General features: G+C 64.6%; 15 protein-coding genes. 12 read left to right on the forward strand and 3 right to left on the reverse strand.

The features are described 5' to 3' along the window. Positions 1–33: 33 nt before the first annotated feature. The gene (locus F595_RS0108670; RefSeq protein ID WP_211213156.1) at positions 34–531 is read left to right on the forward strand and encodes a hypothetical protein; all 498 of its coding nucleotides are present in this window, start codon (positions 34–36) and stop codon (positions 529–531) included. Here F595_RS0108670 and F595_RS0108675 read toward each other — a convergent pair. Both F595_RS0108675 and F595_RS0108680 read right to left on the reverse strand, forming a co-directional pair. Next, positions 522–1,880: an ABC1 kinase family protein gene (locus F595_RS0108675; protein WP_022956474.1), complete on the reverse strand. Its 1,359-nt coding sequence runs from the start codon at positions 1,878–1,880 to the stop codon at positions 522–524. The two genes, F595_RS0108670 and F595_RS0108675, sit on opposite strands and share 10 nt — an antisense overlap. Before the next feature lie 57 nt (positions 1,881–1,937). Then, complete coding sequence (locus F595_RS0108680) at positions 1,938–2,843, reverse strand: MBL fold metallo-hydrolase (RefSeq protein WP_022956475.1); 906 nt, start codon at positions 2,841–2,843, stop codon at positions 1,938–1,940. Between the two features lie 72 nt (positions 2,844–2,915). Here F595_RS0108680 and yaaA point away from each other — a divergent pair, with 72 nt between their 5' ends. The 10 genes from yaaA (at position 2,916) to nqrM (ending at position 12,886) form a co-directional block, all read left to right on the forward strand. Continuing rightward, complete coding sequence (gene yaaA, locus F595_RS0108685; RefSeq protein WP_022956476.1) at positions 2,916–3,725, forward strand: peroxide stress protein YaaA; 810 nt, start codon at positions 2,916–2,918, stop codon at positions 3,723–3,725. 114 nt (positions 3,726–3,839) lie between these two features. Further along, the gene (locus tag F595_RS0108690) at positions 3,840–5,291 is read left to right on the forward strand and encodes a glyceraldehyde-3-phosphate dehydrogenase (RefSeq protein WP_026913414.1); all 1,452 of its coding nucleotides are present in this window, start codon (positions 3,840–3,842) and stop codon (positions 5,289–5,291) included. Positions 5,292–5,510: 219 nt separating this feature from the next. Further along, positions 5,511–6,845 (forward strand): Na(+)-translocating NADH-quinone reductase subunit A, encoded by a 1,335-nt coding sequence (locus F595_RS0108695; RefSeq protein ID WP_022956478.1) that lies wholly within the window; start codon positions 5,511–5,513, stop codon positions 6,843–6,845. A 3-nt stretch (positions 6,846–6,848) separates the two neighbouring features. Beyond that, positions 6,849–8,114 carry an NADH:ubiquinone reductase (Na(+)-transporting) subunit B gene (locus F595_RS0108700; protein WP_022956479.1) on the forward strand — a complete coding sequence of 422 codons (1,266 nt, stop codon included), beginning with the start codon at positions 6,849–6,851 and terminating at the stop codon, positions 8,112–8,114. Next, a complete protein-coding gene (locus F595_RS0108705) occupies positions 8,107–8,889 on the forward strand; it encodes a Na(+)-translocating NADH-quinone reductase subunit C (RefSeq protein ID WP_022956480.1) in 783 nt (260 codons plus the stop codon). Before F595_RS0108700 ends, F595_RS0108705 begins: the two co-directional genes overlap by 8 nt. Before the next feature lie 2 nt (positions 8,890–8,891). Next, positions 8,892–9,563 carry an NADH:ubiquinone reductase (Na(+)-transporting) subunit D gene (locus F595_RS0108710; RefSeq protein ID WP_022956481.1) on the forward strand — a complete coding sequence of 224 codons (672 nt, stop codon included), beginning with the start codon at positions 8,892–8,894 and terminating at the stop codon, positions 9,561–9,563. A 13-nt stretch (positions 9,564–9,576) separates the two neighbouring features. After that, entirely contained in the window at positions 9,577–10,194 is a 618-nt protein-coding gene (gene nqrE / locus F595_RS0108715) for an NADH:ubiquinone reductase (Na(+)-transporting) subunit E (RefSeq protein ID WP_022956482.1), read from the forward strand. A gap of 10 nt (positions 10,195–10,204) precedes the next feature. Further along, positions 10,205–11,443, forward strand: coding sequence for an NADH:ubiquinone reductase (Na(+)-transporting) subunit F (gene nqrF / locus F595_RS0108720; RefSeq protein WP_022956483.1), 1,239 nt, complete (start codon positions 10,205–10,207; stop codon positions 11,441–11,443). A gap of 43 nt (positions 11,444–11,486) precedes the next feature. Next, complete coding sequence (locus F595_RS13520) at positions 11,487–12,578, forward strand: FAD:protein FMN transferase (protein ID WP_169447000.1); 1,092 nt, start codon at positions 11,487–11,489, stop codon at positions 12,576–12,578. Between the two features lie 50 nt (positions 12,579–12,628). After that, positions 12,629–12,886 carry a (Na+)-NQR maturation NqrM gene (nqrM, locus tag F595_RS0108730; RefSeq protein WP_022956485.1) on the forward strand — a complete coding sequence of 86 codons (258 nt, stop codon included), beginning with the start codon at positions 12,629–12,631 and terminating at the stop codon, positions 12,884–12,886. Positions 12,887–12,919: 33 nt separating this feature from the next. On the opposite strand, the gene F595_RS0108735 is transcribed toward nqrM, so the two are convergent. Further along, positions 12,920–13,228: a DUF962 domain-containing protein gene (locus tag F595_RS0108735; protein WP_022956486.1), complete on the reverse strand. Its 309-nt coding sequence runs from the start codon at positions 13,226–13,228 to the stop codon at positions 12,920–12,922. Positions 13,229–13,447: 219 nt separating this feature from the next. Here F595_RS0108735 and F595_RS0108740 point away from each other — a divergent pair, with 219 nt between their 5' ends. Beyond that, positions 13,448–14,659, forward strand: coding sequence for an acetyl-CoA C-acetyltransferase (locus F595_RS0108740; RefSeq protein ID WP_022956487.1), 1,212 nt, complete (start codon positions 13,448–13,450; stop codon positions 14,657–14,659). The last annotated feature ends 4 nt before the right edge of the window (positions 14,660–14,663 follow it).

The raw sequence follows: 14,663 nt of genomic DNA on the forward strand, positions 1-14,663 counted from the left end.
CAAAAGATCAACAACTGTACTTGGGTGTAATGAATGACCACGACCGTGATGAATGCCTGGCTGCTCTCGGCCGAACTCCACCACCAGGCGGTCAGTCTGGCCCTGCTGGCAGCAGGCGGCCTGTTCATGACTGGCCTGCTGACCGGCTTGTGGAAGTACGCGGCGATAGCACGCAGCCCGCAGGCACGGGCGCCGCATTACGTGGATGTCGCGCATCGCACATCGCTGTTCTATGCCTTTGCCAGTCTGCTGGTGGCGGTGCTGGCGGCGCTGAGCCCGTGGTCAGTGGCAGTGACCTGGTGGTCGGTGGCGGGGCCGCTGGTGTTCTTCGTGGCGGCCGTGGGCACCTACCTGGTGCATGGCTGGCTCAATGACACCCGCAACCAGCTGGCGCGTCCCTATGTGCTGGGACGCTTCCATCTGCCGGGCTGGGTGATCCACGGCTTCATGGCGGCGCTGTCAGTGGTGGAGATCGCCGGTATCGGCGTGCTGGTGACCGGCCTGTTCCTGCGCCTGACGCCTTACATGTAAGGCGTCAGCAGGGCGCGGGCCTTGATCTGGGCGTCCATCACGGTCATGAACGTGTAGGCGCCCATGAGCTTGCGGGTCAGGAACATGAATTCCTTGGGCGGCACCACGAAGTGGCGGCTGGCGGCCGAGCGCGCGGCCTGGGACGTGGCACGCACATGCAGGCGGCTGCGCGCCCAGCAGTAGTCGCCATTGGCATTGAGTACCTCTGCCGGCACGAACTCCGGTTCGGCAAACGGCTCGAAGGCGAGCAGGGCGAGGTCGATGAAGTTCTCGCGGGTGCTGCTGTTGAGGCTGTCGAGAAACTTGAAACCGACCATGGCCTGGCGCATGGCATCGCGGTCACGGCGATAGGCGGCCTTGGTCAGGTTGCGGGCCAGGGCCAGCAGGTTTTCCGGAAAGTCACGCACGGCACCGAAGTCGAGCAGGATGATCTGGTCCGGCTGGTCAGCGCCGTTTCCGAGACGTACCAGATAGTTGCCGAAATTGGGGTCGGTCTGGATCTGCCCCCACTCGAAGACCTCGCGGCAGCAGACCTCGAGCGCGGCGCGGGCAATGGCATTGCGGCGCTCCGGTGGCAGGGTCATGATGCGGGCACTGTTGACCGGCACGCCATGCTCGTAGGTCATGACCAGCAGCTGCTCTCCGCAATATTCCGGAAACACCTGGGGCACGATGAAGCGCGGGTCGTTCTTGAGATAGTCGCGGAAGTGACGGGTGGTCTCGGCCTCCAGCGGGTAGTTGACCTCGCGGTGCATCATCATGCGCACCTCGTCCAGCCACTCGTCAAAGTCGCGTGTCTGCGGCACGGCACGGGTCAGGCGCAGCATGTGCGTGACCAGGTTGAGGTCGGCATCGATGGCCTGCGCCACGCCCGGGTACTGGATCTTGAGCACCAGCTCAAGGCCGTCGCGACGGCGGCGGGCACGGTGAACCTGCGCCAGCGAGGCGGCGCCCAGCGGCTCCGGATCAATCTCCAGCTCGTCGAAGCGGCTGCCCAGCTGCTGCCGCACCAGCGGCTCCAGCGACGCCCAGGTCAGTGCCGTGGTGCTGTCGTTGAGCTTGTGCAGGGCCTGGGTGATTTCCACCGGCAGGAAGTGTTCGCCGTAGAGCGCCATCATCTGACCGATCTTGACCACGCTGCCCTTGAGCTTGCCGAGTTCGTTGACGAGATAGTCGGCCTGTTCCGCAAGCGCCTTGCGGCGTGCCGTGGCGCGGTTTTCGGGGGCCGAGAACATGGACCCGGCAGACGCGGCGGCCATGCGTGTGCCAGCCACGATGGAGGCCTTGGCTATGGACAGGCGACGCTCGAAGGCACCGGTCTTCAGTCGCGTCAGTCGTTCATCGGTCATGCCGGAAATCCTTGCTCGATGGGGCCCGCCGCTGCACGGGCCGGATTGCGTTGGCGGCTATTCTACCCCAGCTGCGACCTGCAACTGCCAGAGCTCGTTGCGGCAGACGGCACGGCCTTCCTCCTCGAGCTTGATCAGGTGCGCCCACAGGCTGAAGCGTGCGACCGGATGAAGCCACGGCGCGACATCGTCATAGACCAGCGGCACCAGATCCGCCAGGGCCAGCGGCGGCTGGCCTGCCAGACGTTCCAGGACCTTGTCCTCGCGCTGCTGGCGATGCGCCAGCGTGCCCGCGATGACCTGGCGGGCACCGGTCATGACACGGCCGTGACCGGGCAGAACGGCCTCCAGCGGATAGTCCAGCAGCAGGCGCAAGGAGGCCATGTAGTCGGCCAGCCGTCCGTGCGGCGGAATGATCACCACCGTGGAGCCCTGGATGAGGTGGTCCCCGGTGATCACCCAGCCCTGTTCGAGGTCGGCGAAACAGAGGTGGTTCTCGACATGTCCCGGCGTGTGCAGCACGGTCAGCGGCCAGCCCAGGGCATCCCAGCAATGCCCGCGCAATTCGACATCGACGACCGTGTCGCGGTCCTGGCTGGGGTCCTCGGCCAGCGGCGGCAGACCGTGCACGCGGGCACCGGTGGCGGCCACCAGGGCGGCGCAGCCCGGTGAATGATCGCGGTGCGTGTGCGTGAGCAGGATGTGTCGCAAGGGTCGACCGCTGTGCCGGACAGCGGCCATCAGTGCCTGGAAGTGGGCCTCATCGGCCGGGCCGGGGTCGACCACGGCCACGGCCTCCGGTCCCAGCAGCAGATAGCTGTTGGTGCCAGGTCCGGTCATCAGGCCGGGATTGCCGGCGCTGATGCGCCAGACGCGGTCGCTGAGCACGATCACGGCCTCGGCGGTGACGGCAAGGTCCGGCCAGTCGGCCAGGGCAGGAGCAGGTGCGGAGGACAGGCTCATGATTCAGTCTGTGCAGGGGGCGTGGGCGCACTATACTACCGGCCACCACATCGGCCGAGTCCGGAGTTGTTCATGCTCATCGTGTTGTCGCCCGCCAAGACCCTGGATTACGAGTCGCCACTGCCTGCCGGGCTGGCCAGCACGCAGCCGGCCTTTCTGGCGCGCTCCTCCGAGCTGATCGACATCCTGCGTCCGCTGACCCCGGCGCAGGTGGCCAGCCTGATGGGGCTGTCCGACAAGCTGGCTGCCCTGAATGTCGCCCGCTACCAGGACTGGCGCCCCGAGTATGCCGAGCCGGCGGGGCGTCAGGCCCTGTTCGCCTTCAAGGGCGATGTCTACGCCGGCCTCGATGTCGCGCGCTGGTCGCTGGATGACGTCAATCATGCCCAGCAGCATCTGCGCATGCTGTCCGGACTTTATGGCGTGCTGCGTCCGCTCGATCTGATGCTGCCGTATCGTCTGGAAATGGGTACCGAGCTGGCCAATCCGGCCGGGCGCAGCCTGTATGCCTTCTGGGGCGAGCAGCTTACCGATGCGCTCAATGCCGACCTGGCAGCGCAGGGCGACGACGTGCTGATCAACCTGGCTTCGCAGGAGTATTTCAAGGCGGTGCAGCCGAAGAAGCTGGCCGGTCGCCTGGTCACTCCGCAGTTCCGCGACGAGAAGGACGGCCAGTTCAAGATCATCAGTTTCTTTGCCAAGAAGGCGAGGGGACGCATGGCTGCCTGGATCATCCGCAACCGGATCAGCCAGCCTGACCAGCTGCAGGCCTATGACGTCGATGGCTACCGTTTCAGCCCCGACCTGAGCCGGGGGGATGACTGGGTCTTCACCCGTCGCCAGGGCGAGCCCTGCGCCGGTGCGCTGACGCCGGAATCCTGATCGTCAGCGCGCTGCCGCCGGCTCATGCCATTAGTCGTGTGCCGAGCGGGCTGGCAGCCGGAGCGGGTTGTCCCGTAGAATCCTGTCCTCTTTATGTGCAACGAGGATGAGTCTGTGACCGTCGACACCATCAAGGCCCTGCAGGCCGACCACTTCGGCCGCTGGAAGAATCGCGAGTCCATCGCCGAGTCCATGATCCCCGTGATCGGTACCCTGTACCGCGAGCGCAACGTCATCACCACGGTTTTCGGTCGTGCGCTGGTGAACCGTTCGGTCATCCAGATTCTCAAGTATCACCGCCGCGTGCGCATGATCGCCGGCGATCTGTCGGTGGTGGATACCTATCCGATTCTCGACATCGTGGCCTCGCTGGACCTCGGTCCCTGCCAGGTCGACATCGGCAAGCTCGCCATCGAGTACCGCGAGAAGGGCGCCGGCCAGGACCTGCGCAGCTTCGTCGAGGCTGCCCTGCGTCCGGGCATCGGCCTGCCGCAGCAAGGCGAGCCGCGTGACGTCGTACTCTACGGCTTCGGCCGCATCGGCCGCATCCTGGCCCGCCTGCTGATCGAGAAGGCCAGCCTCACCGGCGGTCTGCGCCTGCGTGCCATCGTCGTCCGCAAGACCACCGACGGCGACCTGCAGAAGCGTGCCTCGCTGCTGCGCCGCGACTCCATCCACGGTCCGTTCGAAGGCACCATCGCGGTGGATGAAGAGAACGAAGCCATCATTGCCAACGGCAACTTCATCAAGGTGATCTACGCCGGCAAGCCCAGCGACGTCGATTACACCCAGTACGGCATCAGCAATGCCCTGCTCATCGACAACACCGGCAAGCTCAAGGACAGCGAAGGCCTCGGTCAGCACCTGACCTGCCCGGGCGTCAGCCGCGTGATCCTGACCGCGCCGGCCAAGGGCGACGTCAAGAACATCGTCTACGGCGTCAACAACGACACCATCACCGATGCGGACACCATCCTGTCGGCGGCATCGTGCACGACCAATGCCATCACGCCGGTGCTCAAGGTCATGAACGACCAGTTCGGCATCCAGTCCGGCCACGTCGAGACCGTGCACTCGTTCACCAACGACCAGAACCTGATCGACAACTACCACAAGGCCGACCGCCGTGGTCGTTCCGCCGTGCTCAACATGGTCATCACCGAGACCGGTGCCGCCAAGGCCGTGGCCAAGGCACTGCCGGAACTGCTCGGCAAGCTCACCGGCAACTCCATCCGCGTGCCGACCCCGAACGTGTCCATGGCCATCCTCAGCCTGACCCTGGACAAGGCCGCGAGCAAGGAAGAGATCAACGAGTTCCTGCGCAACGTGTCCCTGCACACCAGCCTTGACGAGCAGATCGACTTCACCAACTCCACCGAAGTGGTGTCGTCCGACTTCATCGGCTCGCGTGCCGCCGGCGTGTTCGATGCCCAGGCCACCATCGTCAACGGCAACAAGGCCAATCTCTATGTCTGGTACGACAACGAGATGGGCTACAGCTGCCAGGTCATGCGCATTGCCGAGCAGATCGCCGGTACGCATCACCTCTCGCTGCCGGCCGCCTGATCGGTCTGAGCCGTGGCGAAAAAAGCAGGGGGCACAAGCCCCTGCTTTTTTTTGCGCAGCCGCCGTGTCACGGCTGCAATCGGTCTGTTTGCCTCCCATTCGGTCTGTCCCGGCCCGGTTCAGGGTTTCCACCTGCGGTCTTTCCCTTATACTTTCGGCCCAACCGGGTCGTGTCGCGAGTGACGCTGCCCATAACAACAACCGTTGCCGGAAGCCTCCATGATCAAGATCAAGCGTGGTCTCGATGTGCCCATCGCGGGTGCGCCTGTCCAGCAGATTGGGACCAGCCCCGTCGTGCGCTCCGTTGCCGTGGTCGGTGCCGACTATCCCGGGCTCAAGCCCACCATGTCTGTCGCCGAAGGCGATCAGGTCATCCTTGGCCAGCCCCTGTTCAGCGACAAGAAGAACCCGGCCGTGGTGTTCACGGCGCCGGCCAGCGGCCGCGTGCGTGCCATCAACCGCGGACACAAGCGCGTGTTCCAGTCGCTGGTCATCGACATTGATCCTGCCATCACGGACGCGGTCAGCTTCCCGGCGGTGGCACGTGACGCCCTCGCCAGCCTGGGCGCCGACGCCGTGCGCGAGCGTCTGCTTGCCTCCGGCATCTGGACAGCCTTGCGTACCCGTCCGTTCAGCAAGGTTCCCGATCCCGCCAGCCAGCCCTCGGCCATCTTCGTCAATGCCATGGACAGCAATCCGCTGGCGGCGCATCCGCGCGTGACCCTGGTCGGCCGCGAGCAGGACTTTGCCGACGGCCTGGTCCTGCTGCAGCAGCTGGCGTCGACGGTCTATGTCGCGCAGGCTCCCGGCAGCGACCTGCCCACCGGCACGGCGCGCAACGAGGTCTTTTCCGGTCCGCATCCGGCAGGTCTGGTCGGGACCCATATCCATTTCCTGCATCCGGTGTCGGCCCAGCGCACGGTCTGGCATCTCAATGCCCAGGATGTGGCCGCCATCGGCGTGCTCTTCACCCAGGGCCGCATTGACACGCAGCGCGTGATTTCGCTGGGCGGTCCGGTGGTGAAGCAGCCGCGCCTGATCAAGGTTCCCCTGGGGGCCTCGCTGGTCGATGTGGTCAGTGGCGAGCTGCAGCCCGGCGACAACCGCGTGGTGTCCGGATCGGTGCTTTCCGGCCGGCAGGCCCAGGGCGTCGAGTCCTACCTGGGTCGCTACCACCTGCAGGTGTCCTGTCTGGCCGAAGGTCGCGAGCGCGAACTGCTGCACTACTTCCGCCCGGGCACGCACCGCAGCTCGGTGCTCAACCTCTATCTCGGCAAGTTCCTGCGCAAGACGTTTGCCATGACCACCAGCACCAACGGCTCCGAGCGTGCCATGGTGCCGGTCGGAACCTACGAGCAGGTGATGCCGCTGGACATCCTGCCGACGCAGCTGCTGCGCAGCATGCTGGTGGGCGACAGCGATGCCGCGCAGGCGCTGGGCTGCCTGGAGCTGGACGAGGAGGATCTGGGCCTGTGCACCTATGCCTGCCCGGGCAAGTACGAATACGGACCGGTCCTGCGCGATGTGCTGACCCTGATCGAGAAGGAGGGCTGACGCATGAGCTGGCTCAAGAACAAACTCGAGGCCATGGAGCCTGATTTCCGCAAGGGCGGCAAGCACGAGAACTGGGCGGCGCTGTTCGAGGCCATCGACACCTTCTTCTACAGTCCGAAGAAGGTGACGCATGCCGCGGCGCATGTGCGTGACTCCATCGATCTCAAGCGCATCATGATCATTGTCTGGGCGGCCACCTTCCCGGCCATGTTCCTGGGCATGTGGAACACCGGCAGCCAGGCCCTGACCCTGCTCGCCAACGTGCCGGGGGCAACGCCGGACCAGCTCACCGATGCCTGGCGCGTCTGGGTCATCAGCCTGATTGCCGGTTTCGATGCCGGCAGCTGGTGGGACTGCCTGGTCTATGGCGCCACCTATTTCGTGCCGGTCTACCTGGTCACCTTCATTGTCGGCGGCTTCTGGGAAGTGCTGTTCGCGCAGAAGCGCGGCCATGAGGTCAACGAGGGCTTCTTCGTCACTTCGGTGCTGTTCGCGCTGACCTGCCCGCCGACCATCCCGCTCTGGCAGGTGGCCCTGGGCATCACCTTCGGCGTGGTCATCGCCAAGGAAGTCTTCGGCGGCACCGGCAAGAACTTCGTCAATCCAGCGCTGGCCGGTCGTGCCTTCCTGTTCTTCGCCTACCCGGCGCAGCTTTCCGGTGACACGGTGTGGACCGCGGCCAATCCGGCCCTGTGGTCGCAGGCGGTGGACGGCTTCAGCGGCGCCACCGCGCTGGGCCAGGCCAAGGCCGCCGGCATCGAGGCCATGCAGCGCATCGGTGACGGCGGTCTGCAGGCCATCACCTGGTGGGATGCCTTCATCGGCAACATTCCCGGCTCCATGGGCGAGGTCTCGACGCTGGGCATCGCGATCGGGGCCGTCATCCTGCTCGCCACCCGCGTCGCCTCCTGGCGCATCATGGCCGGCGTGTCCATGGGCATGATGATGACCTCGCTGCTGTTCAACCTCATCGGCTCCGACACCAACCCGATGTTTGCCATGCCCTGGCACTGGCATCTGGTGCTCGGCGGCTTCGCCTTCGGCATGGTGTTCATGGCCACCGATCCGGTGTCGGCAGCCATGACCCACGCCGGACGCTGGGTCTTCGGCATCGTCTGCGGTGTCATGGTGACGCTGATCCGCGTGGTCAATCCGGCCTATCCGGAGGGCATGATGCTGGCCATCCTGTTTGCCAACCTGACCGCGCCGCTGATCGACTACTTTGTCATCCAGGCCAACATCAAGCGGAGGGCGCTGCGCCATGTCTAAGGAATCCCGTGGCAAGACCCTGACCGTGGCCGTGGTGCTGTCGGTGGTCTGCTCGATCGCCCTGGCAGCAGCCGTGACCCTGCTGAAGCCGGTGCAGGACACCAACAAGATGCTCGACAAGCAGCGCAAGATCCTTGCTGCAGCCGGTGTGCTCGCGGAAGGGCAGGGCTCGGCAGCCGAGGTGTCCCGCGAATTTGCCCGCCTCGAGCGTTACCTGGTCACGCTCGACACCGGCGAGTTCAAGCGCATCGATTTGCAGGATGCCTATGATCAGCGCAAGGCGGCCAAGGATCCCGAGCAGTCCATCGCCCTGAGTGGCGAGCAGGACATCGCCAGCATCAAGCGCCGTGCCAACCAGGCTGACATCTACGTCCTGCGCAATGAGCAGGGCAAGGCCGAGCGCTACGTGCTGCCGGTGTCTGGCTACGGCCTGTGGTCGACGCTGCATGGCTATCTGGTGGTGGGTGCCGATGCCAACACCGTGGCCGGCATCACTTTCACTGAGCATGCCGAAACGCCGGGCCTCGGTGGCGAGGTCGACAACCCGGCCTGGAAAGCACTGTGGCCGGGCAAGCAGGTCTATGACGCCAGCGGCAACCCGGTGCTGGGCCTGAAGAAGGGGGTTGATCCCGCCAAGCCGGAAGCCGTGCACCAGGTCGATGCCCTGTCCGGCTCGACGCTGACCTCCAACGGCGTGTCCAACCTGGTCAGGTTCTGGATGGGTGACATGGGTTTCCGCAAGTTCCTCGACAACGTCCGTGACTCTGGAGTCTGATCATGGCTGACAAGCTTTCCATGCGCGACATTGTCGTCCAGCCGATTCTCAACACCAATCCGGTGGTGTTCCAGGTGCTTGGCATCTGCTCGGCACTGGCCGTGACCTCGAACATGAAGACGGCGCTGGCAATGTCCATCGGCCTGACGGCGGTGACGGCGTTCTCCAACCTGTTCGTGTCGATGATCCGCAACCACATTCCCAATTCCATCCGCATCATCGTGCAGATGGTCGTGGTGGCCTCGCTGGTGATCATCGTCGACCAGTTCCTGCAGGCCTTCGCTCCCGCCATCTCCAAGCAGATGTCGGTGTTTGTCGGTCTCATCATCACCAACTGCATCGTCATGGGACGGCTCGAGGCCTTCGCCATGAAGAATCCGCCCGGCGTGAGCTTTCTCGACGGTCTCGGCAACGGTCTCGGCTACTCCGCGCTGCTGCTGCTGGTCGGCACCATCCGCGAGATCCTCGGTTCCGGCACCTGGTTCGGTCTGACCATCCTGCCGCGCATTGCCGATGGCGGCTGGTACCTGCCCAACGGCCTGATGCTGCTGCCGCCGTCGGCCTTCTTCCTGATCGGTCTGATCATCTGGGCGCTGCGTTCGTGGAAGCCGGCCCAGCAGGAGCAGGACGAGTTCAGGATCGCGCCCAACAGCAAGTCCTCGCAGGCGCATTGAGCGGAGCTGAAGCATGGAACATTACCTGAGTCTTTTTGTCCGCTCGATCTTCATCGAGAACATGGCGCTGTCGTTCTTCCTGGGCATGTGCACCTTCCTGGCCATCTCCAAGAAGGTGCAGACCGCCATCATGCTGGGGATCGCGGTGGTGGTGGTGATGGCGCTGACCATGCCCATCAACAACCTGGCCTTCAACTACCTGCTCAAGGCCGGCGCGCTGGAGTGGACCGGCATGACCGATGCCGGCAGCATCGACCTGAGCTTCCTGGCGCTGCTTGTCTACATCTGTACCATTGCCGCCTTCGTGCAAATCCTTGAAATGGTTCTCGACAAGTACCTGCCTGCGCTCTACAACGCGCTGGGCATCTTCCTGCCGCTGATCACGGTGAACTGCGCGATCCTCGGCGGTGCCCTGTTCATGCAGCAGCGCGAGTACAACCTGGCGGAAAGCACGGTGTTCGGCATTGGTGCCGGCCTGTCCTGGGCGCTGGCGATCGCCCTGCTGGCGGGCATTCGCGAAAAGATGAAGTACAGCGATGTGCCGGCCGGCCTCAAGGGTCTGGGCATCACCTTCATCACCGTCGGCCTGATGTCGCTGGGCTTCATGTCCTTCTCCGGCATCCAGCTTTAAGGAGCAGACCATGTCGACTGAATTCATTGTTGTCCTGAGCATGCTGATGTTCACCGGGGTGGTGGTGGCCCTGGTGCTGGTGATTCTTGCGGCGCGCACCAAGCTGGTGACCTCCGGCAATGTCGTTCTCGACATCAACGGCGATCCCGACAAGCGCGTCGAGGTCGAAAGCGGCGGCAAGCTGCTGGGGGCGCTCGCTGACAAGAAGATCTTCCTGTCCTCGGCCTGTGGTGGCGGCGGCTCCTGCGGCCAGTGCAAGGTCAAGGTCAAGTCCGGTGGCGGCGACATCCTGCCCACCGAGGAGCCGCACTTCACCAAGCGCGAGATCAAGGAAGGCTGGCGCCTGGGCTGCCAGCTCCAGGTCAAGCAGAACATGGACATCGAGCTCGACGAGGAGCTCTTCGGGGTCAAGCGCTGGGAGTGCGAGGTCATTTCCAACGACAACGTCGCCACCTTCATCAAGGAACTGACCCTGAAACTGCCGGAAGGCGAGGATGTGCATTTCCGCGCCGGTGGCTATGTGCAGCTGGAAATCCCGCCCTATGAGTGCGACTTCAAGGACATGGACATCGGCGAGGAATACCGGGGCGACTGGGAGAAGTTCAAGATCGTCGATCTGAGCTCGAAGACCACCGAGCCGACCATCCGTGCCTACTCGATGGCGAACTACCCGGACGAGAAGGGCATTCTCAAGTTCAACATCCGGATTGCCACGCCGCCGCTGCGCCAGATGAACGAGATCCCGCCCGGCAAGATGTCGTCGTTCGTGTTCTCGCGCAAGCCCGGCGACAAGGTCACCGTGTTCGGTCCGTTCGGCGAGTTCTTTGCCAAGGACACCGATGCCGAGATGGTCTTTGTCGGCGGCGGTGCCGGCATGGCACCCATGCGCTCGCACATCTTCGACCAGCTCAAGCGTCTCAAGAGCAAGCGCAAGATCAGCTTCTGGTATGGCGCGCGCTCGCTGCGCGAGACCTTCTACGTCGACGAGTACGACCAGCTGCAAGCCGAGAATCCCAACTTCCAGTGGCATCTGGCGCTGTCCGAGCCGCAGCCGGAAGACAACTGGACCGGCTACACCGGCTTCATCCACAACGTGCTCTACGAGAACTACCTCAAGGATCATCCGGCACCGGAAGATTGCGAGTTCTACATGTGCGGCCCGCCCATGATGAACGCGGCCGTCATCAAGATGCTCGAGGATCTGGGGGTGGACCGCGAGAACATCCTGCTTGATGACTTCGGTGGCTGACGGATACACCCTGCGGCAGGTGACGGCCGGGGTGGTGAGGTGGGTGTCTTCACGACACCCACCTCACCACCCCGGCCTTGTCATTGTGCGCTGGCCATGGCGATGGCCGGGGAGTCTGCTGCAGGCACTTCTGGTGCTGGCGATACTGGCCCTGTCAGGCTGCAGCCGGCCATCGCCACCGGTGACGCTGGGCGGCATCGCGTTCTACAGCATGGCCTGGCAGGTCAAGCTGCGCGAGCTGCCTTCCGGCGTCACGGCGACGGCATTGCAGGCCGAGCTGCAGACCGAGCTGGATGCCATCAATCGAGCCTTGTCGACCTATCAGCCGGACACCGAGCTGATGCGTTTCAATGCCTCGCCTGTCGGCACGCCGGTGGGCGTTTCCCCGATCCTGCTGCAGGCGCTGCAGCCAGCGCTGGCAGTCAGCGCGGCCACCGACGGTCGCTATGACGTCACCATCGGGCCGCTGGTCAATCTCTGGGGTTTCGGCGCGCAGGGCCGCCCGGAGCGCGTGCCGGATGCTGCCGCGATTGCTGCCGCGCGTGCCCGTGTCGGCTGGCAGCACCTGCAACTGGACGCGGCGATGCGCGAGCTGACCCGGCAGCGCGACCTGTTCGTTGATCTGTCGTCGGTGGGCGAGGGGGTTGCCGTGGACCGTCTGGTGGCCGTGCTGGAGCGCCGTGGCGTGCAGGACTATCTGGTGGGCGTGGCAGGCACCCTGCGCACGCGCGGTCTGCGTCCCGACGGACAGTCCTGGCAGCTGGCGGTGGAACAGCCCGATGGCAGTGGCCGGGTTGCCCGGCGCCTGAACCTGCCCGGGGGCGGAGCGATCTCCACGTCGGGCTCCTACCGCAACTATTTCGAGCAGGATGGCGTACGCTATTCGCACACCATCGATCCGCGCAGCGGGCGGCCGGTCAGTCATCATGGCGTGTCGGTGACGGTCATGCTGGCGCCGGGAAAGGCGGTTGCCACGGCCGATGCCTGGGCCACGGCACTGAACGTGCTCGGGCCGCAGGATGGCCTGGTGCTGGCGAACCGGCTGAATCTGGCGGCGCTTTTCATCGCGCGCGAGCAGGGCCGTTTCACGCACTACGTCTCGGATGCTGCCAAGCCGCTGCTGACAAGTCCCTGAATCATCCAGGGCCGTCCGCTCCCGTGACGGCCATGACCCGGAGTCACCGCATGACACTGTTCCTGATCTGTCTGTTCGTCATCCTGCTGGTGATTGCCGGCATGGCAGTGGGCGTCATGAGCGGCCGCGAGCCGATCAAGGGCTCCTGTGGCGGGCTCAACAAGCTCGGCTTGCGTGACGGGGCCTGCCCGATCTGCGGCGATGACCCGACGCGCTGCGAGACGGTGACGGCTGAGTCGCAGGCTGCCGAGGCCCGGTCAGCCGAATCCAGGGCGAAGGCTGCCTCGTTGGGGCGCGACGCTTCCTGAGCAGCAGCGGCGGGCTGGAATGCCCCTGACCACTCAGAGGCTGATGCGGCCCAGCCAGATGTCGCGATACATCGCGAAGTCACCGAGCAGACTGTAGAAGGGGTGCTTGAAGGTGGCGGGCCGATTCTTCTCGAACACGAAATGACCTACCCAGGCAAAGCCGTAACCCGCCACCGGCAAGGCCCACAGCCAGCCGGCATTGGCAGTCAGTGCCGCAATCACGGCAATCACGATGACCAGCGTGGTGCCGGCAAAGTGCAGGCGGCGACAGGTGCGGTTGCTGTGCTCGGCCAGGTAATAGGGGTAGAACGCCTCAAAACTGTCAAAACGCGGCGTGTCCATGGTCACCTCGATGCGGATCGTCGCCCTTTTTAAACCAGGCATCCCGCCCTTGCCAAGATGCCTGTGCCCATGAAAAGCGACCTGTCTGCCGCCTGAGCGTTTATGTCATCTTTTTGGTGTTAAGCGTCATTGTCGGGCTGGCGGTCAGGCGCCAGAGTCGCTACCCAGTCGGTGACCGCGTGGTCACTGTGTTTCCCGCACCCAAGAGGACATTCCACCATGACGGAAGCCCTGATTTTCGATGCCGTGCGCACCCCGCGTGGCAAAGGCAAGAAAGACGGTTCCCTGCACACCGTGAAGCCGGTCGACCTCGTGGTCGGCCTGATGAAGGCGCTGGAAGAACGCAATGGCGCCGCCATCAAGCACCATGTCGATGACGTGGTGCTGGGTTGCGTCGCGCCGGTGGGCGACCAGGGTGCCGACATCGCCAAGACTGCCGCGCTGGCCGCGCACTGGCCGAACGAGACCGCAGGTGTTCAGCTCAACCGTTTCTGCGCCTCCGGCCTCGAGGCCGTGAACCTCGGCGCCATGAAGATCCGTTCCGGTTTCGAGGACCTGGTCGTGGTCGGCGGCGTGGAAAGCATGTCGCGCGTGCCCATGGGCTCGGACGGCGGCGCCTGGGCCATGGACCCGGCAACCAACCTCGAAACCGGCTTCGTGCCGCAGGGCATCGGTGCCGACCTGATCGCCACCCTGGAAGGCTTCACCCGTGCCGACGTCGACGCCTATGCCGTCGAGTCCAACAAGCGTGCCGCGAATGCCCGTGCCCAGGGCTGGTTCAAGGGCTCGGTGGTGCCGGTCACCGATCTCAACGGTCAGGTCGTGCTGGCCGAGGACGAGTTCATCAAGCCGGATTCCAGCGTCGAGAAGCTGGCCGGCCTGCAACCCTCGTTCATGATGATGGGCGAAATGGGCGGCTTCAACGCCGTCGCCCTGCAGAAGTACCACTGGGTCGAGAAGATCGACCACGTGCACACCGCCGCCAATTCCTCGGGCATCGTCGACGGTGCCGCGCTGATGCTGATCGGCAACGAGGCCACCGGCAAGAAGCTGGGTCTGAAGCCGCGTGCGCGCATCGTCGCCACCGCCGTCAGCGGTGCTGACCCGACCATCATGCTTACCGGTCCGGCGCCGGCCGCGCGCAAGGCGCTGGCCAAGGCCGGTCTCACCGTCGCCGACATCGATCTCTGGGAGATCAACGAAGCCTTCGCCGCCGTGGCCATGCGCTTCATGAAGGACATGGGCATTTCCCATGACATCACCAACGTCAACGGCGGCTCCATCGCCATGGGTCATCCGCTCGGCGCCACCGGCTGCATGATCGTGCAGGTCGCGCTTGACGAACTTGAACGTCGCGGTCTCAAGCGCGCCCTCTGCACCCTGTGCGTGGGCGGCGGCATGGGCATCGCCACCATCATCGAACGCGTCTGAGCCC

It is taken from the genome of Perlucidibaca piscinae DSM 21586 (assembly GCF_000420045.1).
Classification (GTDB): Bacteria; Pseudomonadota; Gammaproteobacteria; order Pseudomonadales; family Moraxellaceae; genus Perlucidibaca; species Perlucidibaca piscinae.